This is a genomic window from Rhodopseudomonas palustris BisB18 (assembly GCF_000013745.1).
Taxonomy (GTDB): domain Bacteria; phylum Pseudomonadota; class Alphaproteobacteria; order Rhizobiales; family Xanthobacteraceae; genus Rhodopseudomonas_A; species Rhodopseudomonas_A palustris_F.
This window is the reverse complement of record NC_007925.1, coordinates 2926561-2951796: the sequence shown is the minus strand read 5'-3', so window position 1 is coordinate 2951796 and position 25236 is coordinate 2926561. Positions and strand designations below refer to the sequence as shown.

Below are 25236 nucleotides of genomic sequence, written 5' to 3'. Positions count from 1 at the left end.
CTCAGCGTTTCCCGAGACACGCGAGCAAGGCCTGCGCGGGGTGCGCGAGCATCTGCCCGTCGATGATCTTGACCTGCGATCGGCAGGAGTAGCCGGTCGCCAGCAAGCGGCCGCTCTGCGCCCATCTTTTGACCTGACGTCCCCAGCTCATGCCGTAGATTTGCTCGGACGAGGCCCGGTGTTCCGTCTCGTGGCCATAGGTTCCGGCCATGCCGCAGCAGCCCGACGGCAGCACGCGCAGACTGGTGCCCGCGGCCGCGAATGCCGTTTGCCAGTCCCGCAGACTCGTGAGGGCGAGCGAGCGCTCCGAGCAATGCGGCAGCAGCAGGTATTCACCACCGGCGCCGACCATCCTCGGGATGGCGTCGCGGTGTCGAGCCAGCCATTCCTGGAGCAATAGCACGGGCGGCGGCCGGTCTGCTTCAGCCAGCATGTCGTATTCCGAGCGGTAGGTCAGCGTCATGGAAGCATCCACGCCAACCAGCTCGATGCCGGTCGCTGCCAGGTCGCGCAGCATGGCGGCGTTGCTGGAGGCGGTGCGGATGAAGGCGCCGAGAAAGCCTTGCACATGCAGCGGCTTTCCATTGGGGCGGAGCGGCGCGATGAATGGCCTGAATCCGATCGCCTGCATGAGATCGAGTACTGCGAGCACGACATGCGACTCATGCCAGCTCGTGAAGGCGTCCTGCACCAGCACCACGCTACGCGCGCGTTGCTCAACCGGGAGCGCGGCAAGCGCCTGCGGGGTTGCCATCGCAATTCCGCGCGCGGTCAGTTCCCGTCGCATCGAAATGCCGGAAAGCCGCGGCGTATGCACCATGCCGATCGCGCGTAGCGCGGCACGGCCGGGCGGACTGGCGATGGCGGCGTTATACAGCCACCCCATCCTCCCGAGCAGGGGCAACATCGTCTCCAGTGAACCGACCATGTGGTCGCGCAGCGGCCGCAGATAGCGGCCGTGGTAGATTTCCAGGAATTTCGCTCGCAAGGCTGGCACGTCAACCTTGATCGGACACTGCCCGCTGCAGGACTTGCACGCGAGGCAACCGTCCATCGCTTCTTTCACGGCATGGGAGAAGTCCGGCTCGCGCGCCCAGCTATTGCGCAGCCGCGCGGGAAAATGCCGCCAACCGGAGCGTTGCCGAAGCGCCGCAGCCTCGGCGATCGGATCGATGCCGAGTGTCGCCAACTGCCTCAACCATTCGCGAGTGAGCGAGGCGCGGCCCTTCGGCGAATGCCGGCGGTCGCGCGTGGCCTTGTAGGAGGGGCACATCGCTTCGTCCGGATCCCAGGTAAAGCAGGCCCCGTTGCCGTTGCAGTGGAGCGCCCCGTCGTAAGCGGCGCGGGTGGGAGCAGGGATCACCCGGTCGATCTGACCGCGCGTGGTCAGCCCATCAATGGTCAACAGGACGCCATCAGCGGGCGCCGCAATCTTTCCCGGATTGAGCTGGTTGCGGGGGTCGAAGGCGGCCTTGATCGACTGTAACGTCGGATAGAGCGGTCCGAAAAAGCGTGGCGAGAACTCGGAGCGCACGCCCTTGCCATGCTCACCCCAGAGCAGCCCGCCATATTTCTCGGTAAGCTGGACAACCTGTTCGGTGATTTCTCGGATCAGCGGCTCCTGGGCCGGGTCCTTCATGTCGATGGCCGGACGCACATGCAGCACGCCGGCATCGACATGGCCGAACATGCCGTAGACCAGCCCGTGGGCGTCGAGCAGGGCTCGGAACTCGGCGATGTAATCGGCCAGATTCTCGGGTGGAACGGCGGTGTCCTCCACGAAGGGAATCGGCCGCTTGTCGCCGTGCATATTGCCGAGCAGACCGACCGATTTCTTGCGCATGGCCCAGATTGCGTTCACCTCGCTTGCGCCGCGGGCCACCGTAAAGCCGAGGCGACCGCGCGACGGCACAGCCGAGCCAAGCGCCTCCGCGATCCGGCCGATCGCCGCCTCGACCTTCTCATTGCTGTCGCCAACGAACTCGACGAGGTTCGCGCCCATGGCGCGCTGCCGATCGTCCTGCGGGAAGTATTGCCGGACCGAGTCCCAGACCACATCGTCCTGCGCAAGGCCGAGCACCTTGGAATCGACGGTCTCGATCGAAGCGGCGCCAAACCGCATCAGGTCCTGCGCGTCACGCAACGCCGCATCGAAACTGCCATAGCGCACATTGACCAATGCGCTGTATTTCGGGATCGGCACCACGTTCAGTTTGGCTTCCGCGATCAGCCCGAGCGTGCCCTCGCTGCCGCAAAGGATCGCGTTCAGGTTGAAGCGGCCGCGATCATCACGGATGTGCGCGAGGTCATAGCCGGTCAGGCACCGGTTCAGCTTCGGGAAATGGGCGGCGATCGCGTCCGCTTGCTCGCGCTGGACCGTGTCGATCAGTCGGTGGACGGTGCCGACGAGGTCGCTGCGCTGTTGGATCTGCTGCAGCTCATCATCTTCCAGCGCCCGCGATGTCCAGGCCGTGCCATCCAGCAAGACGGTGGTCAGCTCCAGCACGTGGTCACGCGTCTTGCCGTAGAGGCAGGAGCCCTGGCCGCTGGCATCGGTGCTGATCATGCCCCCGATCGTGGCGCGGTTGGAGGTTGAGAGTTCGGGCGGGAAGAACAGGCCGTGTTCGGCCAACGCGGCATTGAGCTGGTCCTTAACTACGCCGGCCTGTACCCGAACCCAGCGCTCCTCCGGGTTGATCTCGAGAATTCCGTTCATGTGGCGCGAGACATCGACCACAACGCCTTCGGTCAGCGACTGGCCGTTGGTGCCCGTTCCGCCACCGCGAGGTGCGAGCACGATATTTGCAAAGCGCGGCTCGGCCGTTACACGGGCGACCCGCACCAGGTCTTCCACGCTCCGCGGGAAGACGACGAGCTCCGGCAGGAGCTGGTAAATCGAGTTATCGGTCGCCGCGACGATACGTTCGCCATAGGCGTGCGCCAGATCTCCCTCGAATCCGCGCGCCCGCAGCTCGGCGGCTAGTTCGGCGTGCCGCGGGGCAGGGGCCCGTGAATTCGCAAGGCGCACCAGCATGCTGTCCTCCTGCCTCCCGGCATCGCAATGGGCGGTTGTTCTTTTTTGTGCGAGCACCCTGTGTCGGGCCCGCAACCGCCTGGGTGTGGTCTTTCAAAACGAAACATCGTTTCATAATGAATTGCAACGACGTTCTATTTTTGTTAGGAAGCGTCATGGCCGAGGGAATAACGGCTGATCGAGGAGGAAATCACATGGCAAATGTCGCCACCGCTTCGGCCGACGCCGGCTTCACACGCGAGCAGGAAAAGATCCTATCGAAGGTGATGTGGCGGATCGTGCCCTTTCTTCTGCTCTGCTACATCATCGCCTATCTCGACAGGGTGAACGTCGGCATCGCCAGTCTGACGATGAACGGCGACCTCGGCATCTCGCCTTACGAGTTCGGCTGGAGCGCAGGGCTGTTCTTCCTGGGTTATTTCCTCGCCGAGGTGCCGAGCAATCTGGCCTTGCAGGCCATCGGCGCCCGCAAGTGGATCGCCCGCATCTTGATCACCTGGGGGGTGATCTCGGCGGCAACGGCATTCGTGGTCGGCCCTGTCAGTTTCGGCGTCATGCGCTTTCTGCTCGGACTCGGCGAAGCCGGCTTCACCCCCGGCGTGTTTCTCTATTTTACGTACTGGTTTCCTGCGCGCGCCCGGGGCACCGCAACCGCTGCTTTCCTGCTCGGCATCCCGATCGCGAACATCATTGGCGCGCCGATCTCGAGTTTGCTGCTCACCATCGACGGCGTGGCCGGCCTGCACGGTTGGCAGTGGCTCCTGATCCTTGAAGGTCTGCCCGCAACGGTGCTTGGTGTCGTGTGTTTCTTCACGCTCACCGACAAGCCCGAACAAGCAAAATGGTTGAGCCCCGAGGAGCGGACCTGGCTCAACGGGGTGCTGGCGGCGGAGCGTCAGGCCATTGCCGCCAAACACTCATCGCGGCTCCGGGACGCCTTCCTCAACTGGCGCGTCCTGACGTGCGCCGCCGTCAATTTCTGCGCCATCATCGGTTCGGTCGGCCTCGGCCTTTGGATGCCGCAAATCATCAAGGGCCTCGGCTTTGGTGTCGTTGCCGTCGGCTTCATCGCGGCCGTCCCCTATATCTGCGGCGCCATCACGATGATGCTGTGGGCGCGCCTGTCGGATAAACGCGGCGAACGCAGCTGGTTCGTTGCCAGCGGGTTGCTGCTGGGTGCGGTGTCATTGGTTGCTTGCAGCTACGCGACGTCGTCGCCGCTAGTCTCGATTGTCGCGCTCAGCGGCGCGGTGATCGGGATCATGTGCTACCAGTCCACCTTCTGGCCGATCCCGTCGAGCTTTCTCACCGGCAGCGCTGCTGCCGGCGGCCTTGCGATGATCGTATCGATCGGCAATTTGGGCGGCTTCGTCGGCCCTTATCTGATTGGCCTGATCAAGCAGTCGACGGACAGCTTTTCATGGGCCCTGTTTTCGGTGGCCGCATTTCTCACCTTGGCCGCCATCCTGATCCGGGTGGTTGGTATCAGCCTGCAGCGACAGGATGGGGCAACCGGCGGCCGCTCCACCCCAATTGCAAGCCTCCCAAAAGGAGTTTGACATGAGCGAAAAGAAGCAGTTGCGGTTAGGTCTGGTTGGTTATGGCGAGATTGGCAGCACGTTGGGCAAAGGGCTGCGCGAGGCCGGCCTGCAGCAGATCTTCTGCTACGACAAATACGCCTTCGACGGTCCATATGCCGATCTGATCCAGAGCCGTGCCCAGGCGGCAGGCGTCACTCTGGTTAAGTCCAACCAGGAACTGGCGGATGCCGCTGAGCTGATTTTCAGCGTCACGCCGGGCTCCGCGTCGCTTGAAAGCGCGGCGGCGTTCGCGCCGGTGCTTGATGGCCGCCACACGTTCCTCGATTTCGCTTCCGCCACCCCCAAGGTGAAGTACGGCGTGGCCGAACGGCTCGCCAAGACCGGCGCCACGCTCGGCGACGGCTCGATCATGGGGACGCCCAAGAACGGCTACGCCATGCCCATGCTGTCGAGCGGCGCGGCCGGACAGTACGTCGTCGATCTGCTTGTGCCCTGGGGCATGAGCATCGAATTCGCAGGCGAGAAGCTCGGCACGGCTTCAGGCATCAAGATTCTTCGCTCCGTCTTGATCAAGGGGATCGAGGCGCTGATCGATGAAACGCTGTTGGCGGCCCGATCCTATGGTCTGGACGAGACGGTGCTGGCTTCCGCGTCGAAGAGCCTGACCCGACCGTTCATGGATACGGTCGAAAGCCTCACGCCCTCGGGTGTCATTCACGCCAAGCGGCGGACCGAAGAGGTCGAAATGGCTGCCGAGGCCGTGGAGGACGCCGGAATCGAGCCGCTGATGGCGCGCGCGACGGTGGCGCGGCTCCGCTGGAAGGAGAGCCTCGGCCTCAAGGAGCATTTCAACGGCGTGCTGCCGGCAAATTACAAGATCGCCATCGACGCGATGGTCGCCAAGATGCAGGCCAAGGCAAAAGCAGCCGAATAGGGGCACGAACAGGGGGAGGCCGTGACGACCATTCGGACAGACATCGATCAGATTGAGAAAGTGACAATGCGCAGGGTCATCCTGCGTCTCGTGCCCTTCCTGATGATCTGCTACTTTTTCGCACTGCTCGACCGCGTGAATGTCGGCTTTGCGGCATTGCAGATGAACAAGGATCTCGGGCTGACACCCGCGATGTTCGGCTTTGCCGCCAGCCTGTTTTTCGTCTCGTACTTCCTCGTCGAAGTGCCGAGCAACCTCGCCCTACAGAAGTTCGGGGCCCGGCGCTGGATCGCGCGCATCATGATCACCTGGGGATTGGTGACGGCGCTCATGGCCTTTGTCATCGGGCCGTACTCGCTCTACACGATGCGCTTCATCCTCGGCGCCGCCGAGGCCGGGTTTTTTCCCGGCGCCATCCTCTATCTGACCTACTGGCTGCCGTCGCAGTACCGGGCGCGCATCCTGGCGACGTTCACGGTCTCGATTCCGCTCGCCACGTTCCTGGGGTCGCCGCTTTCGGTCGGCCTGCTGGAGCTTGACGGAATCCTTGGCCTGCGCGGCTGGCAGTGGCTGTTCATCCTGGAAGGGATCCCCACCGTCCTGCTCGGTGTCGTATGCCTGTTCGTTCTGACCGACAAGCCGGCGCAGGCGTCCTGGCTGACCGCGGAGCAGCGCAACTGGCTGGTCGGACGCATGGAGTCGGAAGCGGCTGCCCGCAAGCCGGTCGGGCATCTCTCGCTCTGGCAGCTTGCCACCAACAAGTATTTTCTTGTCATGGGCCTGGTTTGCTCCGGCGCCTCCGCCACCGGCAGTGTCCTGTCGGTCTGGCAACCGCAGCTGCTGAAGTCGTTCGGCCTGTCGAATCTGCAGACCGGCTTCGTCAATGCAATTCCCTACGGTATCGCAACCCTGCTGATGGTCCTGTGGGGACGCCATTCGGACAAGTCGGGTGAGCGCCGCTGGCATACGGCCATCCCGCTGTTGCTTGCCGCGTGTGGCTTTACAGCATTGGGGATGACCGGAACTGCGGTCGTGCCGACGGTCATGATGGTGACGTGCTGTCTGGTCGGCGCCTATGCTTTCAAGGGGCCATTCTGGGCGCTTTCGGCGAGCTGGCTTTCACCAGGCACCCTGGCTGCCGGACTCGCCGGAATCAACGCGATTTCAAACTTGATTGGTGGTGGACTGATGATCAACGTGGTTGGAATTGTCAAAGATCGAACCGGCAGTTTCGTACTCGGGATGTTGCCGGTGGCGCTACTTTGTGCCGTGGCCGCGGTTTGCGCCCTTCTGCTTGGGCGCAACGCCGAGCGCGCGGCCGCAGTGGCGGCGGTCAAATCATGAGAACGCGCAGCAGGCAGCGGGCACAGGCCATCACGCGACGTGGCATTCTTGCAGGCATGATGGCTTGCAGCACCGGCGCCTGGGCGGCGGCGGTCGAGCAGGCCGTGCGCAACAACAGCACGGGCGCGGCGCCGCCGCGCCTGGATGTGCCGGCAGGGAGCTGCGACAGCCATCACCAAATCTATGATGAGCGGTTTCCCGCCTCGCCGCATTGGCGCCAGGGCATTGCAGCGGGTGCGACCGTCGCCGATTATCGACTGCTGCAGCGCCGGCTGGGTACGTCCAGAAGCGTGGTGGTGCAGCCGTCGACCTATGGCATCGACAACCGCTGTCTCGTGGACGCGCTGGGTCCGCTCGGACCTGGGTCGCGCGGCGTTACCGTCGTCGACACCGACGTCGGCGACAAGGAATTGCGCGCGCTGACGGAAGCCGGCGAGCGCGCCATCCGGGTGAATTCGTGTCTCCCCAGACCTGGGGGACGACGACACCGGAGATGCTGACCACACTGGCAAGGCGGGTAGCCCCGCTCGGCTGGCACCTGCAGATCCTGATGACCGGCGATCAGATCGCCACCCGAACATACGCGCCGGCGCATCCTGGTTGAAAATCCAGCCGAACTATTCGGCGTCTAGCCGCCAAGCGAAGGCATCTCAGTCGATGCCTTCGCACTTCATCGCGCGCAACTGCTTGTCCACCCACGAGGCATCATGGGTGCCGGCTTCGATGTTGGCGATCTGCTTTTGCTCTGCTTCGAACTTTGCGGTGGCCGCCGCAAATACCGCGTCGGTCTGATCGAACGGCACGCAGAGCAGGCCGTCATCATCGCCGATGATGAGGTCGCCGGACTCGATCACCATTCCGTCGATGGCGATCGGAACATTGATCTCTCCGGGCCCGTTCTTGTAAGGGCCGCGGTGCGTGACGCCTGCCGCGAAAACCGGAATCTTCTGGCCGCGAATATGACCGGCGTCGCGGATCGCGCCATTGATGACCACGCCGGCGACCCCTCGCTTGACCATCTGCATGAGCATCATTTCGCCGATGATGGCGTTGGTCAGGTCGCCGCCAACGTCCACCACAATGATATCGCCGGGCTCAGCAAACGCGATCGCCTTGTGCACCATCAGATTGTCGCCGGGAGGTGCCTTCACCGTCAGCGCCGGGCCCGCAAGTCCACCGCCCTGATGCATCGGACGAAGTCGGGCGCCGGCCGCCGTCAGACGGGACATGCTGTCGCTCACATTTGCGACCGGCAGACGCGCAAAGCGCGCGACAACGTCGGCATCGACCTTGCGTTGTCGTTTCAGTATCCTGAACCCTGCGGCCATCCGCTCATCTCCCATGAGTTTTAAATTTATAGAACGTCGTTTCATTTTGGCAAGAACGCGGGAATTCAACTGGCAATGATGCGATCTATTGCAGGCAAGCCAATTCGCAATTCGATTTTGTGCTACTCAATTCGAAACCCGCGTGTCCGAAAGGGGCCTCCACTAACAGGCCAAACTTGTAAGCTTCGCCTTAAGATAAGCAGACTGGAGTTCGCCATCTGCTCGCAACCGGAACACGACGATGAACGCTGGGTGAGAGTCCTTTGCCCGATCAATGACGGACAGGCTGAGGCGGATGCGATTGGCTCCACGGCCAAGCGTCGACTACAATTGAATCCGGGCGGCATTGGTGATGCGTTTATCGAGAGGAAGCGCCTGGCTAGCCGAGAGCCGATTGGCGGGCTGTGGGTCGAGGAGGTTCGTGCTCTCCAGATAGCCCGTACGGAATGCCTCAGAACGTTCGTTGGAAGTATGGGCGCCCACCTGCAGCCGACCGGACCCGTGATCTAGGGGGCAAGGGGCGGCTGGGATAATGGCCAGCGCCTTGGCCACCCTAGACGCGCTTTAGGAACGCCCGGCAGTCTACCGAACAGGTTCTCCAGCGCCGGGGGCATTTAACTCCGAACAACGCAGGCAGGCTTTGGAACTACAGCTTGATGCCGACGCTCGCCAGGAAGCGCTCCATCCGGTTATCGACCTCAGCCTTCGTCTCCGCCCACGCTGGGAACGAACGGAGAAGGTTGTCGTGCCAAGCGACCAGATTCGGAAACTCTTTGAACGGAAACTTCGCGCGACCGGCCTGGGAAAAGGGCGCCGCAATATCGATGTCGGCAAAGGTCAATGCATTGCCGACCATGAACTTGCGGCCTTCAAGATGCCGGTCGAGCACCTTTGCCGCGGCGCGGATTTTGCCCTCAGCAAACGCGACGAGAGACTCTTCCTTCGGTAAGCCCATAACCGTCTTCGCCACGCGCTCGTCGAAGATAGTGGTGGTGAAGGTGCGCCACTGTTCGCCCGACCAAAACATCCACTGAAGAACCTGGAAGCGCTCCTCTGCGGTGACACCGACCAACGGCGAATTCACCTTCTCGGCAAGATACAGATTGATCGCCGAAGCTTCCCAGAGAATGGTGTCTCCATCCTCAAGAACCGGCGTCAGGCCATGGGGATTGAGGCGTGATTTGAACTCGTCGGTTTGGCTCTCGCCTTTGAAGAGGTCCACATTAACGCGTTCGAGTTCGATGCCCATGATCTTCGCCGCCGCGCTCACGCGACGCAGACTTCCTGAGCCCGCGTCACCATAAATCTTCATCGCCATGACTTTTGCCTTCGGTTCGCGGCCCGGGGAGGGCGGCTTAACGAAGGTTCTCATATTCTATTTACGAATGAAATTGAGTCCATTAGAATTCCATCTATTCTCTTCAGGAATTGATCGGGATCAGCGATGGATAGGCTGGATGCGATGAGGATGTTCGTGCGCGTTGTCGAAAGCGGAAGCTTTTCGCAAGCGGCGCGTGACTTGAACGTCAGCCAACCAACCGTCAGCAAACAGCTTGCCGCGCTTGAATTGCGGCTCGGGACGCAACTGCTTTCGAGAAACTCCCGTGCTCTCGCCGTGACGCCCGCAGGACAGGACTATTACGAGGCCACCGTCCGGATCCTTCAGGATATCGACGTCGTCGAAGAGAGAATCCTCGAGGGGCAGGCGGCCCCTTCGGGGCTGGTCCGCGTGACGCTCTCGCCGGCGTTCGGGAGAATGTTCGTCATCCCCCGGCTGCCGGACTTCAGGCGCCGTTTCCCTAACGTCGCGATCGAGATGGAAATCTCCGGGCGACACGTCGATCTGATCGAGGAGGGAATGGATGTCGCAATCCGTATCGGTCGGCTCTCCGATTCAGCGCTCGTCGCCCGGCATATCGGCGACATGCGGATGATTACCGTGGCCTCCGCCGGCTATCTTGCCCAACATGGCACGCCGCAAACGGTCAACGAACTGCGTGACCACCAGCGTGTCAGCTACATCTACCAAGGGGATATCATCGGGTGGGGTTTCCAGGTTGCCGGCCGACCGGTCACGCTCGACGGTGGGGGAGCGTTCCGCACCAACGACGCCGAGCATGTCCGCGGCGCAGTCCTCGCGGGCCTCGGCATCGCCCACCATGCGAGTTGGTTGTTCACGGATGTGGTGGCCTCTGGCGAGGTTGTACGAATTCTGGATCAGCATGCTCCGCCGTCCTTTCCGATCAACGCAGTGACCGCTGCCGGACGACGCATGCCTTCGCGAGTGCGGCAGTTCATCGATTTTCTCGCTTCGATTTGCGCCGAAGAGCCGGAATTGAAGGTCGGGGACGGCTAGGGCAAGGCAGCTCAACTTCGTCCCGCCGAAAGCACAACGGTCTTATGGGATGCGCCGCGACGTTCATTTGGGATGAAGTGCAGACTTATGGGGTGCGCAACAAGCGGCAGCGGCGCAAGTCTGCGCCCCCCGGCATCGGTAATTCGCATAAGGTATATTATGGAATATAAATTCAAAGGGAATGTTTGAGCGTCGTCAGCCGGTTACGGCGTTTCGTTGACACGGCAGCGCGCGTGGCGGTCGAACGCCGGTCGACGGACCGGCTCACTCGGCGAACTGCGGCATCGCGCGTTCGCGACGCCCGCGCCATCGTCCGCCACCGCATCGCCGAAGCTGCGGCTCGCGACCGCAAGCTGCACGCAAGGCCCCACCACGATCTTCGTCAGCCGCGAGGCCGCGACCGGCCGAGCGCATCGCCGCAAGATGGCACAACGCCTTGGGGGCTGCGGCGGAAAGGACTTGACCGGATGGGGTTTGGATGATGACCAGATGACAATTTGGTTTTGCAGGGTTGGCTTACAACAACGCCGGCAGGGAGAAAGCGGATGAGCGTGTCGCGGCGGACATTGTTGAAGGCTTCGGCAGCCGTGGGCTTGCTGGGCGGCGCTGCGGCACCGGGGCTGGCCCGCGCGCAGCAGGCCGAGTTCAGCTACAAATACGCCAACAATCTTCCCGACACCCACCCGTTGAACCGGCGCGCCCGCGAGATGGCGGCGGCGATCAAGGCCGAGACCGGCGGTCGGCTCGAGATCCGGATTTTTCCGAACAACCAACTCGGTGCGGACACCGACATGCTGAACCAGATCCGCTCCGGCGGCGTCGAGTTTTTCACGCTGTCGGGCCTGATCCTGGCGACGCTGGTGCCGGCGGCGGCGATCAACGGTATCGGCTTTGCTTTCCCGGACTACGACACGGTGTGGAAGGCAATGGACGGCGAACTCGGCGGGCATATCCGCGGCGAAATCACCAAGGCCAACCTCGTGGTGATGGACAAGATCTGGGACAACGGCTTCCGCCAAACCACCTCCGCGAACCGGCCGATCAACGGCCCCGACGACTTCAAAGGCTTCAAGATCCGGGTGCCGGTTTCGCCGCTGTGGACCTCGATGTTCAAGGCGTTCGATGCCGCGCCCGCCGCGATCAATTTCAGCGAAGTGTATTCCGCGCTGCAGACCAAGGTGGTCGAAGGCCAGGAAAATCCGCTGGTGCTGATCGCCACCGCGAAGCTCTACGAAGTGCAGAAATACTGCGCGCTGACCAACCACATGTGGGACGGCTTCTGGTTTTTGGCCAACCGCCGGGCCTGGGAGAAACTGCCGGAAGATCTGCGCGCCATCGTCGCCAACACCATCAACGCCGCGGCGGCCAATGAGCGGGCCGACATCGCCAAGCTGAACCAGACGCTGCACGACGACCTCGCCGCCAAAGGGCTGGTGTTCAACCAGCCGAGCCCTGCTCCGTTTCGCGACAAGCTGCGCAAGGCCGGTTTCTACGCCGAATGGAAAGCCAAATTCGGCGAGCAGACTTGGTCGCTGCTGGAGAAATCCGCCGGCAAATTGGCGTAGCGCGGCGGCCGACTTTCGCCGGATCGATCGGTGCAGGTTGGCACTGGCGCGGAGGCCGGGTTCGATTATGGTAGCTGGGTTCCCGATGCTCGCGACCGGATTCGCGGGCGAGAGCGAGCCCAAGCGTAAGCTGTCGCATCGAGCAAGGAAATGCTGACAACGAATTGATAGAGTGAGGTTTCGTGCCCATGACGTCCGCGACTAATCAGTACCGCATCGGATTGGATCAGACCCCGGCGAATTACGTGCCGCTGTCGCCGCTGAGCTTCCTCGAACGCAGCGCCACGGTCTATCCGGAACTCACCAGCACGGTCTATGAGGGGCGGCATTTCACCTGGAGCCAGACCCGCGCGCGCTGCCACCGCTTCGCCTGCTATCTCGCCAGCCGCGGCGTCGCACGCGGCGACACCGTGGCGGCAATGCTGCCGAACGTTCCAGCGATGAACGAGGTGCATTTCGCGGTGCCGATGCTGGGCGCGGTGCTGAACGCGCTCAACATCCGGCTGGAGCCCTCGTCGATCGCGTTCCAACTCGACCATGGCGGCGCCAAGGTAATCCTGGTCGATCCGGAATTCGCCGCGGTGATTTCCGACGCGCTGGCGCTGATGGCCGGGCCGCGGCCGCTGGTGATCGACGTCGACGATGCGAGCTTTAGCGGCGGACAGCGGATCGGCGAGATCGAATACGAGGCCGCCCTCGCCGCCGGCGATCCGGATTTCGTCGGCGTGCGGCCTGATGATGAATGGGACGCCATTTCACTCGGCTATACGTCGGGCACCACCGGCAATCCGAAGGGCGTGGTGACGCATCACCGCGGCGCCTATCTCAATGCGGTGAGCAACATCCTGGCCGCCAATTTCGGCCCTCACCCGGTGTATCTGTGGACGCTGCCGATGTTTCACTGCAACGGCTGGTGCTTCCCCTGGACCATCGCGGCCGCCGCCGGCGTCAACGTCTGCCTGCGCAAGGTCGACCCCGCCAAGATCTTCGAACTGATCGAACAGCACGGCGTCACCCACATGTCCGGCGCGCCGATCGTCTACAACACGCTGATCAACGCCCCCAGCGCGCCGAAGACGCCGCGCAACAAGCCGGTGGTCGGGCTGATCGCCGGCGCCGCACCGCCGGTCGCGGTGCTGGCCGGCGCCGAAACCATCGGCATCAAGCTGACGCATGTCTACGGCCTGACCGAAGTCTACGGCCCCGCCTCGGTCTGCGCCGAGCAACCCGGCTGGGACGATCTGCCGGTCGCCGAGCGCGCCCAGCTGAAGCGCCGGCAGGGCGTCCCCTACCCGCTGCAGGAAGCCGTCACGGTGCGCGATCCCGACACCATGGAAGAAGTGCCGCGCGACGGCGAGACCATCGGCGAGGTGATGTTCCGCGGCAATATCGTGATGAAGGGTTACCTCAAGAACGAGAAGGCCACCCAGGAAGCCTTCGCCGGCGGCTGGTTTCACACCGGCGATCTCGGCGTGCTCGACGAATTCGGCTACGTCATCATCAAGGACCGCTCCAAGGACATCATCATCTCCGGCGGCGAGAACGTCTCCTCCGTCGAAGTCGAAGACATTCTCTACAAACACCCGGCGATCCTGTTCGCCGCGGTGGTCGCCAAGCCCGATCCGAAATGGGGCGAAGTGCCCTGCGCCTTCGTCGAATTGAAAGACGGCGCGCAAGCCACCGAGGCCGAGATCATCGCATTTTGCCGCGAGCACATGCCGGGCTTCAAGACCCCGAAGGTGGTGACGTTTGCGACGATCCCGAAAACCTCGACCGGCAAGATCCAGAAGTTCATGCTGCGCGATCAGGTCAAATCGGCGAAGGCGATATCGGAGTAGGAGCTACCCTGGTAGTGTCACCTGGCGGTAAATTAACGTTTCGTTAACCACAAGCCGCCAGCGTGAGCTCACTCAATCTCACAATGCGATCCGCGCATTCAATCAAGCGTGAGGAGTTTCCTTTGTCCCACAAGGAAAGCCCATGTTTGCGTTTGGTGCCGATTGCTTGTCCGTTCGTTCGTCCTGTCGTGACGGTCGATCCATCCGTCGCGCCGTCACGCGCGCGCGCCGATTGGGTTGGCCGCTGGCATGCTTGACCGCACTCTGCGTCCCATCCGCGGCGTGGGCGCAGACGCCCAACCTCGGCAGCGCCGCGAATTTTGCGGTGCTGGCGGGATCCGCGGTGAGCAACACCGGCCCGACCACCCTGATCGGCAGCCTCGGGCTCAGTCCCGGCAGCTCGGTGAGCGGATTTCCGCCGGGCATGGTAACCGCGCCGGGCGGTATCTACATCGGCGACGCCATCGCGATCCAGGCTCAGATCGATCTGGCCTCCGGCTACAACGCGATCGCCAGCCGTCCGACCACCGCGGACCTGACCGGACAGAATCTGGGCGGACTCACCCTCACCCCCGGCGTCTATAACTTCGCCTCGACGGCGCAACTGACCGGCGCGCTGACGCTCAATGCGTTGGGCAATCCGAATGCGATCTTCATCTTCAATATCGGCAGCTCGCTGACCACCGGCAGCGCCGCCAGCGTCACGGTGATCGGCGGCGGTCTCGGCAGCAACGTGTATTGGCGGGTCGGCAGCTCGGCGACACTCGGCACCACCACGGCGTTCGTCGGAGACATTCTGGCGCTCAGCAGCATCACGCTGAACACCGGCGCCAACATCAGCTGCGGCAGCGCGCTGGCGCGCAACGGCGCGGTGACGCTCGATACCAACACCATCGCGGCCCGGGCGTTTTCATCCTGCGTCCAGGCCGCGCTGTTGCCGACCGATTCAGGTGTGACCCCGGCGCAGTCCGGGATGGCCGGTCTGGTCAACAATGCCTTCGCCAACGCCATCGGCAACGGCAACAATCTGCCGCAAGGCTTCCTCAATCTGTCGGCTTTGACGCCCGAGATGCTGGCGATCGTGCTGCGGCAGTTGTTCGGCGAAGGCGGCACCGGGATCGCGCAGGGCGGCATCCTGGCGATGAACTCGTTCCTGTCGATGGTGCTCAATCCTTATGCCAACGGCATGATGTCGGACGGCCGCGCCGGGTTCGGCCCGGCGCAGCCGGTGGTGCGGACGCTCGGCTATGCGCCCGACAGCCGGATGGCCACCAAGGCGCCGGCCGCCGCGGCGATCGACCGCGGCCTGCTGGGAGGCTCGGACCAACGCTGGGGCAGCTGGGGCGCCGTGTATGGCGGCAAGACCGAGACCCGGGGCCTCACCGCGCTGGACACCAGCGATCGTTCGAGCCGCGGCTTCGGCGTTTCCGCCGGGCTGGACTATCGGTTGCTGCCCGACACCATCGTCGGCGTCGCCGTCGGCGGCGGCACCACCAACTACGCGCTGGGCAACGGTCTCGGCAGCGGCCACAGCGACATGTTCCAGACCGCGCTGTACAGCTCCACCCGCATCCACGCCGCCTATGTGTCCGCCGCGGTGGCCTATGCATGGCATGACGTGACCACCGATCAATTCCTCTCGGTCGCCACCGCCGATCACCTCACCGCGCATTTCAACGCCAACAATCTCGGCGCGCGGATCGAGGCGGGCTATCGCTTCGCGGTGCCCGGCGTGTGGATGGTGCCGGAGTTCGGCATCACACCTTACGGCGCGCTGCAGGCGCAGGCGTTCCGGACCCCGTCCTACGCCGAAAACATCAATTCGGACTTCGCGCGCAGCTTCGCCGCGCGCACCGAAACCGCGGTCCGCACCGAACTCGGCGCCTGGTTCGATCAGGCCAACCTGCTGGACGACGGCAATGTGCTGATCCTGCGCAGTCGCGCAGCCTGGGCGCACGACAGAACCTCGACGCCGACCATGAATGCCGCGTTCCTGGCGCTGCCCGGCTCCAACTTCACGGTGTACGGCGCGACCCCGGCCGGCGATCTGCTGCTGGCCACGGTCGCTTCGGAATTGCGCTTCCGCAACGGCTTCTCGGTCGCGGCGCAATTGGACGGCGAGTTCGCCGAACGCGCCACCCGATACGGCGGCACCGGACGGGTGCGCTACTCCTGGTAACGACGATCGACGTCGCTACGACGTCGCGACAGCATCGAGCGTGAGCTGCATGCCGTCGATCGCCGGAACGACGTGCGGCGGCAGTTGTCCACGCAGCACCTCGTAGTCGACGTCGGCGCTCATATTGGTGATCACCGCGCGCTTCGGCTTGAAGCGCGCGATCCAGCTCAGCGCCGCCTCGACGTTGAAGTGGCTGCCGTGGTGCTTGAAGCGCAGCCCGTCGATGATCCACAGATCGAGTCCTTCGAGCAGCGGCCAGCTTTGCTCCGGGATGTCGTTGACGTCGGGGGTGTAAGCGGCATTGCCGATCCGATAGCCCAGCGCCGGAATGCTACCGTGCTGCACCAGGAACGCCGTCAGCGTCAGCGCGCCGCCCGGGCCGTCGATGGTGCGGCTTTCGCCGGCCTCCACGTCGTGCGCTTCCAGGATCGCCGGATAGTTGCTTTCCGGCGCCTGTTCGAAGCAATAGGTGAACCGCAGCAGGATATGCGCCGCGGTGACCTTGTTGAGATAGACAGGAATGCGGCGGCGTTGCGCCATCACCACCGAGCGCAGATCGTCGATGCCGTGGGTCTGGTCGGCGTGCTCATGGGTGAGAAACACCGCGTCGATGTGATCGACGGCGGCGTCGATCAGTTGCTCGCGCAGATCCGGCGAGGTGTCGATCACCACCCGCGTGGTGCCCTGCCCCGATACTAACTCGGCCATCAGCGAGCAGCGGCGGCGGCGATTGAGCGGATTGGTCGGATCGCAGGCGCCCCAGCCCAATGCCGGTCGTGGCACCCCGGCGGACGATCCGCAGCCGAGGATCGTCAGGGTCAGCGTCATGCGACCTCCGCAGGTCGTGGCACTTTGTTGAACAGCGCGAAGAAATTCTCGGTGGTCTGCCGCGCGATTGCGTCGAGCGATACGCCGCGCAGCTCCGCCAGCAGCTTCGCGGTCTCCACGACATAAGAGGGTTCGTTGCGCTTGCCGCGAAATTTTCCGGGCGCCAGATACGGCGAGTCGGTTTCCACCAGGATGCGCTCGGCCGGCAATTCGGCGGCGAGGTCGCGCAGCGCCTGGGTCTTCTTGAACGTGAGAATCCCGGTGAAGCCGATGAACAGTCCCAGTTCGATCGCCGTCATCGCCAACTCCCGCCCGCCGGTGTAGCAATGCAGCACCGCCTTGAAAGGTCCGTTGGCCATCTCTTCGCGAAGAATCTTGGCGCAATCGTCGTCGGCCTCGCGGGTGTGAATCACCAGCGGCAGGCCGGTGGCCCGCGCCGCCGCGATATGGACCCGAAATCCGCGGTGCTGCGCCTCGCGCGAGCCGAGCTCGTAGAAGTAATCGAGCCCCGCCTCCCCCAGCGCCACCAGCTTCGGATGCTTGGTGTGTTCGATCAGTTCGTCGACCGAAATGCCGTCTTCCTCGTCGACGTGATGCGGATGGGTGCCGACCGAACAATACACGTCGTCAAACCGTTCGGCGATCTTGATCAGCTCCGGCAATCGCCGCACCCGCGTCGAGATCGTCACCATCCGCGCCACGCCGGCGGCCCGCGCCCGCGCGACGATGCCGTCGAGGTCGTCGGCGAAATCCGGAAAATCCAGATGGCAGTGGCTATCGATCAACATCGGCTGCGGCGCGCTCACGAAGGCGTCGGCTCGACGTAGCGCGGAAAGATCGGCGCCGGCGCCGGCAGCGGCGTGCCCGGCCGGATCCGCTCGTGGCCGCCGAGATGGGTGAAGTCGCGCTCCTCCTCGGCAATGCCGAGGCTGTCGAGCAGCTTCGCGGCGGACGCGGGCATCACCGGCTGCGCCAAAATCGCGACCTGCCGCAGCACTTCGGCGGTGACGTAGAGCACGGTCTTCTGCCGCGCAGGATCGGTCTTGGCCAGCGCCCACGGCGCTTCGCCGGCGAAGTAACGGTTGGCTTCGGCGACCACCGCCCACACCGCATTCAGCATGTGATGGATCTGCTGGGTCGCCATCGCCGTGCGGGCGAGCTCAATCATCGCGTCGGCCTGCGCCAGGATCGCCTTGTCATTGTCGCTGAAATCGCCCGGCTCCGGCAGCACGCCGCCGAGCTGCTTGCCGATCATGGTCAGCGAGCGCTGCGCCAGATTGCCGAGGTCGTTGGCGAGGTCGGCATTGGTGCGGTTGACGATCGCCTCGTGATTGTAGCTGCCGTCCTGGCCGAACGACACCTCGCGCATGAAGAAGTAGCGCATCTGGTCGACGCCGTATTGCTTGGCCATCTCGAAAGGGTCGACCACGTTGCCGACCGACTTCGACATCTTCTCACCGCGGTTGAGCAGAAAGCCGTGGCTGAACACCCGCTGCGGCACCGCGACGCCGGCCGACATCAGGAACGCCGGCCAATACACCGCATGAAACCGCACGATGTCCTTGCCGATGACGTGCAGGCTGGCCGGCCAGTAGCGCTTGAAGCTGTCGCTGTCGACGTCCGGATAGCCGGCGCCGGTGATGTAGTTGGTGAGCGCGTCGATCCAGACATACATCACATGGCGCGGCGCGCCCGGCACCTTGATGCCCCAATCAAACGTGGTGCGCGAGATCGACAGGTCCTGCAGCCCGCCCTTGACGAAACTCGCCACCTCGTTGAGCCGTTCGCGCGGCAGCACGAAGTCCGGCACCTTGGCGTAGAGCTCGAGCAATTTGTCCTGATAGGCCGAGAGCCGGAAGAAGTAGGTCTCCTCCTCGGTCCATTCCACCGGCGAGCCGAGCGGCTCGCGGCGCACGCCGTCCTCGCCGACCGTGGTCTCGGCCTCGTCGAAATAGGCTTCCTGGCGCACCGAGTACCAGCCGGCATATTTGTCGAGATAGATATCGCCGTTGTTTTCAATCGCGGTCCACAGCGCCTGGCAGGAGCGCTCGTGGCGCGGCTCCGTGGTGCGGATGTAGTCGTCGTAGGAGATGTTCAGCGCCGCCATCATGTCGCGGAACCGGGCCGAATTGCGGTCGGCGAGCTGCAGCGGCGTCAGCCCTTCGGCGATCGCGGTCTGCTGCATCTTCAGGCCGTGCTCGTCGGTGCCGGTCAGGAAGCGGACGTCATAGCCGTCGAGCCGCTGAAACCGGGCGATCGCGTCGCTGACCATCGCCGTATAGGCGTGGCCGATATGCGGCACGCCGTTCGGATAGAAGATCGGCGTGGAGAGGAAATAGGCCGGACGGGCTGAAGCGGATGCGGACGCCATGGGGGTACTTGAAACCTTGACTCAAAACGGTTGCGGCGGGATCGAGGATGGCCGGACAGCAACGTCGCATCGATCAGCGGATCGCCTCCGCGAGCAGTCCGAACACCGAAAACACCAGCGGTTTGCGCTCAAGGTTGAAGGCTTCGGTGTCGCGCGCGGCGCGGTTGATCTTTTCCCATACCTCCGCCAGCCGCGCAAGGCGGGGCAGATTGGCGTTCGGATCGTCGACCCGCAGCCGCTCGGCCACCCAACGGTCGACGCCGTCCATGAAGCTCGCCAGCGCCACGCGGTCGACGCCGCCGAGCGCGTCGCCGAGCGCATGCAGCGCGCGCGGATCGACATTGGGCAAGGTATCCAGCAACGCGGTGGTGCGCTGATGCAGGTTCAAGGCGTCGCCGCCGAGCAGCGTCAGGGTGCGGGCGACGCTGCCCTCCGATGCCGCCGCGGCCTCGGCCAGCAACGGATCGGCGGCGTCGCTGTCGGTGGCGAGCGCGGCGGCGGCGATCACGTCGGTGGTGGCGAGCGGGCGCAGCAGCAGCTTGCGGCAACGCGACTGGATGGTCGGCAGCACCCGCGCCGGGGCGTGACTGATCAGCAGAAACAGCGAGCGCCGCGGCGGCTCCTCGACCACCTTCAACAGCGCGTTGGCGGCGTTGGCGTTCAGTTCGTCGACGGTATCGACGACGCAGACCCGCCAGCCGTCGATCGCCGCGGTCGAGCCGAAGAAGCCGATGGTCTCGCGCGCCTCGTCGACGCTGATCATGGTGCGCAGTACGCCCTTGTCGTTCAGCGTGCGCTCCAGCGTCAGCAAGCCGCCATGGGCGCCGGCCGCGATATGCCGCGCCACCGGATCGGAAGCGTCGACCTGAAGCGTCGCGGCGTCGCGCACCGCGGGAGCCTCCGGATCGGGATGCGCCAGCACGAACCGCGCCATCCGGTAGGCCAGCGTCGCCTTGCCGATGCCCTGGGCGCCGCCGATCAGCCAGGCGTGCGGAATCCGTCCGCTGCGATAGGCGGCGAGCAGCGCCTGCTCGGCGTCGCGATGGCCGAACAGCGCGGTGGTCTCGCGCGGCCGCCGCGCCGCGATCTGGGGCTCGGTGCGACGGGTGCTCATGCGTGCTGCACTGCGCTGACCTTGGAATACAACAGCCGTTTCTGTACCGCGGCCCACACCTTGGCGGCGACCGGCTTGACCTTGGCATTGGCGTCGATCAGCACGCAGCGCTGCGGCTCGTCGGCGGCGATCTGCCGGTAGGCCTCGCGCAGCTTGCGATGAAATTCCAGACTCTCGGCTTCGAAACGGTCCGGCTCTGCAGCGCCGCGGCGCAGCCTGGCGCGCTTGACGCCGATCTCCACCGGCACGTCGAGAATGATCGTCAGGTCCGGCTTCAGATCGCCGATCGTCACCCGCTGCATCGCGTTGAGCAGCGCCGGCGCCACCGCGCCCATCTGGCCCTGATAGGCGCGAGTGGAATCGGTGAAGCGATCGCACAGCACCCAAGACCCCTGCGCCAGCGCCGGCTCGATCACGGTGTGGACGTGATCGTCGCGCGCGGCGGCAAACAGCAGCGTCTCGGCCTCGGTGCCGCCGATCAGCGACCCTATCCCCGAGAGGATCATGTGCCGGATGATCTCGGCGCCCGGCGAGCCGCCGGGTTCGCGGGTCAGCACGCAGCGGATCCGGCCGGCGTTGAGCCGTTCGGCGAGCAGCTTGATCTGGGTCGACTTGCCGGCGCCCTCGCCGCCTTCGAAAGTGATGAACCGGCCGCGGGTCGCGGCGCCGTTCGGGGTGTCCTTAGCCATCTCAGAGCTTCTCTACGCCGGCGCGGATCAGTCCGATCACCAACTCGCTGGCGCCATCGACCGCGCGCTGCATGGTGGTCCCGGTGGCGACAGCCTCCGCCGCCTGCAACGGCATTTCCACGGCGAGATTGCCGCCGCGCCAGACCTTGATGACGCCGATCGGCTGACCGGGCCCGATCGGCGCCCGCACCGGGCCGCTGTAGACGATCCGCGCGATCAGCTTGTCGCTGCCGTTCTTCTGCACCATCACCCGCACCGGCTCGGTGCTGGTGAGTTTGACCGATCGGCTCTCGCCGCCGAACACCTTGGCGTAGCCGACCGCATCCTGCGGATTGAACAGCGCGCGCGATTCGAAGTTCCGGAACCCCCATTCCAGCAGCTTCTTGGCTTCGCTGGCGCGATCGTCGATGTCCTCGACGCCGTTGATCACCACGATCAGACGCATGCCGTTCTGCACCGCGGAGCCGACCATGCCGTAGCCGCCCTCCTTGGTGTAGCCGGTCTTCAGCCCGTCGGCGCCGTCCAGCATGGTCAGAAGCGGATTGCGGTTGGTCTGGCGGATCTTGTTCCAGGTGAATTCGCGCTCGCCGAAGATCTTGTAGAACTCCGGATAGGTCTGGATCAGGTGACGGGCGAGCCGCGCCAGCTCGCGCACGCTCATCTTGTTGCCGGGGTCCGGCAGTCCGTTGGAATTGGCGAAGGTCGATTTGGCCAGGCCCAATTCGCGGGCGCGCTTGGTCAGAAGCTCGGCGAAGCCGCGTTCGCCGCCGCCGAGCGCTTCGGCGAACACCATGCAGGCGTCGTTGCCGCTCTGCACGATGGCGCCGCGCAGCAGATCTTCGACCGCGATTCGGCTGTGGATTTCGGCGAACATGGTCGAATTGCCGGCCGGTGCGCCGCCCTTGCGCCAGGCGTTTTCGCTGACCTGATATTGATCGGTGAGCTTGATGTCGCCCTGCTGCAGCGCGCGGAACACCAGTTCCACGGTCATCAGCTTCATCATGCTGGACGGCGCACGCAGCTCGTCGGCGTTCTTCTCGTACAGCACGCTGCCGGTGGAGGCCTCGACCAGGATCGCGGTCGGCGCGTCGACATCATAGCCGCCGTCGTCCTTCTTGGCCCCCTGCACGCTGTTGTTGGCGGCGAACGCCATGCCGCCGAGCGCGACGGCCAACGCCAAGGCGGCGGCGCTCAACACACGGCAAAGCCGCCCAAGGCCGGGCCGGACGCTGCCAGAGGATGGGGTCGAGACGGCCATGCGGATGTCCTGAATGCGCCGTTCTAACAGTTGCAAACCGCCCGAACAACACAAGCTGCCTGGCGATCGCATGCACCGAACAAGGCCGCCCGCAGGCTTGCGACTATCTTGCCAGACGAGATCAGCGATGTTGGCTTAGTCTTTGAAAGAAATCAATAAAGTCCCCGGCCCGAGATCATGTTGCCGATCTCGTCGCGGCCCGTCGGCGCGTAGGCCGCAACCGGCGCGGCGGCGGGCGGCAGCTCGCTGCTTTGCACCTGGTAGGACACCTGGTGGCGATTGTCGACCGTGCGGCCCGACCGCAGGCTGCGCGACGCCGACATCTCCGAGGTCGCGCTGATCGACGCCATGTCGACCGAAGTGTTGCCGAGCGTATAGGGCCGGCCTTCCGGCAGCGGCACGTCGCCGCGCAAGGCGCGATTCGGCGCGGCCATTTCCGGCACGAAGCCGCGCGCCGACGCCACCCGGACGGTGGCTGGCGACGGCGCCGGCTCGCCGGTGCGCAGCGTCGCCATCAATTGGCGGTCGTCGGAGCCCTCGAGCGGGGCGCGGGCGACGTATTCCACCCGGACCCGGGCGGTGCCGTGATTCTTGAATTCCAACAATTCGGCGGCGCGGTTGGAGACGTCCATCAGCCGGTTGCTGTGATACGGGCCGCGGTCGTTGACGCGGACGATCAACGATTTGCCGTTCTTCAGATTGGTGACGCGGGCGTAGCACGGCATCGGCAGCGTCGGATGCGCCGCGGACAACGACGCCATGTCGAACACTTCGCCATTGGCGGTCAGCCGGCCGTGGAAATCGTCACCGTACCAGGACGCCAGCCCCTCTTCGCGATAGGCCAGGTTCTCTTCCGGCACGTACATCTTGCCGCCGACCACATAGGGCTTGCCGACCCGGTAGGTGCCGCCGCCCTTCGGCACCGGTTCGCCCGGCTCGACCACGCGCGGGCTCGCCGAGACGCCGTATTTCGGATCGACCTTGCTGGCGAATTTGCCCGACGACGCACAATTGGCCAGGATCAGGCACGCGCCTACGGTGGCAACGGCACGCGCCGCGCGGCCGATCGAATCTGACTCGCGATTCCCCATAGTCCCCAAATACCATTCCTGTGCCCGGTCGCCTATTGGGCGCCCCTCCGGCCACGAACATGATGCGACCCACATCACACCGGCGAAGACCATACCGCAGCGCGATCGCGGCGAAAATGGGGTGAAGCCCCGGGTGGTGTGCGAATGGTTAACAGCCGATGTGTGCTTGCCAGCAGCGCCGCCCTCCGCAATGAGCCGCCGGCGGCTTGCTCTGGCGCGAAATAGACGAAAGAGTGCCGCCAACTGCGCGTTCAGACGACGCGTTCAAACAAGGATGGCCCGTGACAACTTCCGCCGAAGACCGTGTTCAGGCCCGCAATGATCTGGCGTGGGCGATTGCCGTCGGCGGCGGCACGACGGTGGTGTTCGCCGGTCTGCTGTTCTTCGCCTGGTATTTTGCCGCCACGCTGTTCCTGATCTTCGCCGGCATTCTGTTCGGGGTGTTTCTCAACGCCGTCAGCGAATTGCTCGGCCGCCTGGTCGGCGGCGGCCACGGGCTGCGGATGACCCTGGTCTGCGTGCTGCTGACCGGGCTGTTCGCCGGCGTGCTGGTGCTGGGCGGCAGCACCATCGCCGATCAGGCCGCGTCGCTCAGCAACACCATCAAATCGCAAATCGTCAATGTGAAGAGCTTCCTCGACGAGCACGGCGTCGACACCAGCTTCCTCGACCTCGGCACGCCGGAGCCCCCGGGCACCGCGGCGCAGCCGCGCAATCTGCCGAGCGCCGGCGCCATCGCCTCGGGCGGTGGCGCGATCGTCAGTCAGACCTTGAAGCTCATTCTCGGCACCATCGGCGCGGTCGGCAACTTCTTCATCGTGATCTTCTTAGGCCTGTGTTTCGGCGCGCAGCCGGCGATCTATCGCAAGGGCCTATTGCGCAGCGTGCCGGCGCGCTACCGGCTGAAGGCGACCGAGATCGTCACGGCCATCGGCGAGATGCTGAAGCGCTGGCTGCTGGCGCAGATGATCACCATGGCGGCGGTGTTCGCGGTGACCTCGATCGGCCTCACCATCATCGGCATTCCCGGCGCCTTCATTCTCGGCATCCAGGCCGGATTGCTGGCCTTCATCCCGACCATCGGCGCGCTGCTCGGCGGGCTGATCATCGTGCTGGCGTCGCTGGCGTCGGGCTGGGTCGCGGTGGCCAGCGCCTTTGCGCTGTTCCTCGCCGTCCATGCCATGGAAAGCTACTTGCTGACGCCGCTGATCCAGCAGCAGGCGATCGACATTCCGCCCGGCACGCTGTTCGCGACGCAGATCCTGCTCGGCATCGTGTTCGGGCTGTGGGGTCTGGCGCTGGCGCTGCCGCTGATGGCGATCGCCAAGGTGGTGATGAATCACCTGAGCGACGACAGCGCCGAGCACGGCGCGGCCGTCGTCGGCTGATCAGACGGCCGAGCTCAGCACCGTCTCGGTGTGTTCGACTTCGGGGGGCGAGGCGAAAAACGGCCCGACCAGGCCGCGCCATTCGGCAAAGCTCTCCGAGCCGCGGAAATCCACGGTGTGGTTCTCCAGCGTTTGCCACTTCACCATCAGCCGATAGCGCTGCGGCTTCTCCACCGAGCGATGCAGTTCGAAGCCGTGAAACCCCTTGGAGCGGCCGAACGCGGCGCGCGCCTTGGCCACCGCGGCTTCGAAATCGGCTTCCGAACCGGGCTTGATGTCGAGCTGGGCGATTTCGGTGATCATGTGGGCTCCAAAGCTGAGTGAGGCTGAACCTCTCTAGCCCAACCTTGGCTGGGGTTGAAGCCCGCCCGCGGCGCG

At 64.4% G+C, this 25236-nt stretch carries 20 protein-coding genes; 9 read left to right on the top strand and 11 right to left on the bottom strand.

What is annotated here, in order from left to right; all coding sequences use genetic code 11:
* Window position 1 precedes the first annotated feature (1 nt).
* Window positions 2-3034 (bottom strand): D-2-hydroxyglutarate dehydrogenase YdiJ, encoded by a 3033-nt coding sequence (locus RPC_RS13620; protein WP_011473163.1) that lies wholly within the window; start codon window positions 3032-3034, stop codon window positions 2-4.
* 194 nt (window positions 3035-3228) lie between these two features.
* Between RPC_RS13620 and RPC_RS13615 the strand changes: the two genes are divergently transcribed.
* Genes RPC_RS13615 through RPC_RS13600 form a run of 4 tightly spaced genes read left to right on the top strand, consistent with a single transcriptional unit; the run spans window position 3229 to window position 7353 of the window.
* Window positions 3229-4593, top strand: a complete 1365-nt coding sequence (locus RPC_RS13615) for an MFS transporter (protein ID WP_011473162.1) — start codon at window positions 3229-3231, stop codon at window positions 4591-4593.
* 1 nt (window position 4594) lies between these two features.
* Window positions 4595-5509, top strand: coding sequence for a DUF1932 domain-containing protein (locus RPC_RS13610; protein ID WP_011473161.1), 915 nt, complete (start codon window positions 4595-4597; stop codon window positions 5507-5509).
* A gap of 21 nt (window positions 5510-5530) precedes the next feature.
* The gene (locus tag RPC_RS13605) at window positions 5531-6853 is read left to right on the top strand and encodes an MFS transporter (RefSeq protein ID WP_011473160.1); all 1323 of its coding nucleotides are present in this window, start codon (window positions 5531-5533) and stop codon (window positions 6851-6853) included.
* Window positions 6850-7353, top strand: a complete 504-nt coding sequence (locus RPC_RS13600; protein WP_011473159.1) for an amidohydrolase family protein — start codon at window positions 6850-6852, stop codon at window positions 7351-7353. The genes RPC_RS13605 and RPC_RS13600 overlap by 4 nt, the downstream gene beginning before the upstream one ends.
* 150 nt (window positions 7354-7503) lie before the next feature.
* Here RPC_RS13600 and RPC_RS13595 read toward each other — a convergent pair whose 3' ends face one another.
* Together RPC_RS13595 and RPC_RS13585 are read right to left on the bottom strand one after the other, a co-directional pair.
* Window positions 7504-8181, bottom strand: coding sequence for an RraA family protein (locus tag RPC_RS13595; RefSeq protein WP_011473158.1), 678 nt, complete (start codon window positions 8179-8181; stop codon window positions 7504-7506).
* A 646-nt stretch (window positions 8182-8827) separates the two neighbouring features.
* Window positions 8828-9499, bottom strand: a complete 672-nt coding sequence (locus RPC_RS13585) for a glutathione S-transferase family protein (RefSeq protein WP_041801807.1) — start codon at window positions 9497-9499, stop codon at window positions 8828-8830.
* Window positions 9500-9625: 126 nt separating this feature from the next.
* Between RPC_RS13585 and RPC_RS13580 the strand changes: the two genes are divergently transcribed.
* From RPC_RS13580 to RPC_RS25075, 4 genes are all read left to right on the top strand, one after another.
* Entirely contained in the window at window positions 9626-10537 is a 912-nt protein-coding gene (locus RPC_RS13580) for a LysR family transcriptional regulator (RefSeq protein ID WP_011473156.1), read from the top strand.
* 545 nt (window positions 10538-11082) lie between these two features.
* Window positions 11083-12102: a TRAP transporter substrate-binding protein gene (locus tag RPC_RS13570; RefSeq protein ID WP_011473155.1), complete on the top strand. Its 1020-nt coding sequence runs from the start codon at window positions 11083-11085 to the stop codon at window positions 12100-12102.
* Window positions 12103-12290: 188 nt separating this feature from the next.
* Window positions 12291-13940, top strand: coding sequence for an acyl-CoA synthetase (locus RPC_RS13565; protein ID WP_011473154.1), 1650 nt, complete (start codon window positions 12291-12293; stop codon window positions 13938-13940).
* A 142-nt stretch (window positions 13941-14082) separates the two neighbouring features.
* Window positions 14083-16119, top strand: coding sequence for an ice-binding family protein (locus RPC_RS25075; protein WP_011473153.1), 2037 nt, complete (start codon window positions 14083-14085; stop codon window positions 16117-16119).
* A 15-nt stretch (window positions 16120-16134) separates the two neighbouring features.
* On the opposite strand, the gene RPC_RS13555 is transcribed toward RPC_RS25075, so the two are convergent.
* The 7 genes from RPC_RS13555 to RPC_RS13525 form a co-directional block, all read right to left on the bottom strand.
* Complete coding sequence (locus RPC_RS13555) at window positions 16135-16947, bottom strand: MBL fold metallo-hydrolase (RefSeq protein ID WP_011473152.1); 813 nt, start codon at window positions 16945-16947, stop codon at window positions 16135-16137.
* Complete coding sequence (locus tag RPC_RS13550; protein WP_011473151.1) at window positions 16944-17735, bottom strand: TatD family hydrolase; 792 nt, start codon at window positions 17733-17735, stop codon at window positions 16944-16946. Before RPC_RS13550 ends, RPC_RS13555 begins: the two co-directional genes overlap by 4 nt.
* Before the next feature lie 14 nt (window positions 17736-17749).
* Window positions 17750-19318 (bottom strand): methionine--tRNA ligase, encoded by a 1569-nt coding sequence (gene metG, locus RPC_RS13545; RefSeq protein WP_011473150.1) that lies wholly within the window; start codon window positions 19316-19318, stop codon window positions 17750-17752.
* Window positions 19319-19391: 73 nt separating this feature from the next.
* On the bottom strand, window positions 19392-20432 hold the full coding sequence (locus RPC_RS13540) for a DNA polymerase III subunit delta' (protein ID WP_011473149.1): 1041 nt from the start codon (window positions 20430-20432) through the stop codon (window positions 19392-19394).
* Window positions 20429-21121, bottom strand: coding sequence for a dTMP kinase (gene tmk, locus RPC_RS13535; RefSeq protein ID WP_011473148.1), 693 nt, complete (start codon window positions 21119-21121; stop codon window positions 20429-20431). Before tmk ends, RPC_RS13540 begins: the two co-directional genes overlap by 4 nt.
* 1 nt (window position 21122) lies before the next feature.
* Window positions 21123-22379, bottom strand: a complete 1257-nt coding sequence (locus RPC_RS13530) for a D-alanyl-D-alanine carboxypeptidase family protein (protein ID WP_011473147.1) — start codon at window positions 22377-22379, stop codon at window positions 21123-21125.
* A gap of 152 nt (window positions 22380-22531) precedes the next feature.
* Window positions 22532-23470 (bottom strand): septal ring lytic transglycosylase RlpA family protein, encoded by a 939-nt coding sequence (locus RPC_RS13525; protein ID WP_011473146.1) that lies wholly within the window; start codon window positions 23468-23470, stop codon window positions 22532-22534.
* Between the two features lie 281 nt (window positions 23471-23751).
* Here RPC_RS13525 and RPC_RS13520 point away from each other — a divergent pair, with 281 nt between their 5' ends.
* Entirely contained in the window at window positions 23752-24858 is a 1107-nt protein-coding gene (locus RPC_RS13520) for an AI-2E family transporter (protein WP_011473145.1), read from the top strand.
* Here RPC_RS13520 and RPC_RS13515 read toward each other — a convergent pair whose 3' ends face one another.
* On the bottom strand, window positions 24859-25161 hold the full coding sequence (locus RPC_RS13515; RefSeq protein WP_011473144.1) for an antibiotic biosynthesis monooxygenase family protein: 303 nt from the start codon (window positions 25159-25161) through the stop codon (window positions 24859-24861). It lies immediately after the preceding gene.
* Between the last annotated feature and the right edge of the window lie 75 nt (window positions 25162-25236).

Bases quoted from the DNA above. Each gene is read 5' to 3' on its own strand.
- metG (WP_011473150.1), bottom strand. From the start codon at position 19,318: ATGGCGTCCGCATCCGCTTCAGCCCGTCCGGCCTATTTCCTCTCCACG.
- RPC_RS13585 (WP_041801807.1), bottom strand. From the start codon at position 9,499: ATGGCGATGAAGATTTATGGTGACGCGGGCTCAGGAAGTCTGCGTCGC.
- RPC_RS13610 (WP_011473161.1), top strand. From the start codon at position 4,595: ATGAGCGAAAAGAAGCAGTTGCGGTTAGGTCTGGTTGGTTATGGCGAG.
- RPC_RS13555 (WP_011473152.1), bottom strand. From the start codon at position 16,947: ATGACGCTGACCCTGACGATCCTCGGCTGCGGATCGTCCGCCGGGGTG.
- RPC_RS13570 (WP_011473155.1), top strand. From the start codon at position 11,083: ATGAGCGTGTCGCGGCGGACATTGTTGAAGGCTTCGGCAGCCGTGGGC.
- RPC_RS25075 (WP_011473153.1), top strand. From the start codon at position 14,083: ATGTTTGCGTTTGGTGCCGATTGCTTGTCCGTTCGTTCGTCCTGTCGT.
- RPC_RS13580 (WP_011473156.1), top strand. From the start codon at position 9,626: ATGGATAGGCTGGATGCGATGAGGATGTTCGTGCGCGTTGTCGAAAGC.
- tmk (WP_011473148.1), bottom strand. From the start codon at position 21,121: ATGGCTAAGGACACCCCGAACGGCGCCGCGACCCGCGGCCGGTTCATC.
- RPC_RS13530 (WP_011473147.1), bottom strand. From the start codon at position 22,379: ATGGCCGTCTCGACCCCATCCTCTGGCAGCGTCCGGCCCGGCCTTGGG.
- RPC_RS13565 (WP_011473154.1), top strand. From the start codon at position 12,291: ATGACGTCCGCGACTAATCAGTACCGCATCGGATTGGATCAGACCCCG.
- RPC_RS13615 (WP_011473162.1), top strand. From the start codon at position 3,229: ATGGCAAATGTCGCCACCGCTTCGGCCGACGCCGGCTTCACACGCGAG.
- RPC_RS13540 (WP_011473149.1), bottom strand. From the start codon at position 20,432: ATGAGCACCCGTCGCACCGAGCCCCAGATCGCGGCGCGGCGGCCGCGC.
- RPC_RS13600 (WP_011473159.1), top strand. From the start codon at position 6,850: ATGAGAACGCGCAGCAGGCAGCGGGCACAGGCCATCACGCGACGTGGC.
- RPC_RS13550 (WP_011473151.1), bottom strand. From the start codon at position 17,735: ATGTTGATCGATAGCCACTGCCATCTGGATTTTCCGGATTTCGCCGAC.
- RPC_RS13595 (WP_011473158.1), bottom strand. From the start codon at position 8,181: ATGGCCGCAGGGTTCAGGATACTGAAACGACAACGCAAGGTCGATGCC.
- RPC_RS13515 (WP_011473144.1), bottom strand. From the start codon at position 25,161: ATGATCACCGAAATCGCCCAGCTCGACATCAAGCCCGGTTCGGAAGCC.
- RPC_RS13620 (WP_011473163.1), bottom strand. From the start codon at position 3,034: ATGCTGGTGCGCCTTGCGAATTCACGGGCCCCTGCCCCGCGGCACGCC.
- RPC_RS13525 (WP_011473146.1), bottom strand. From the start codon at position 23,470: ATGGGGAATCGCGAGTCAGATTCGATCGGCCGCGCGGCGCGTGCCGTT.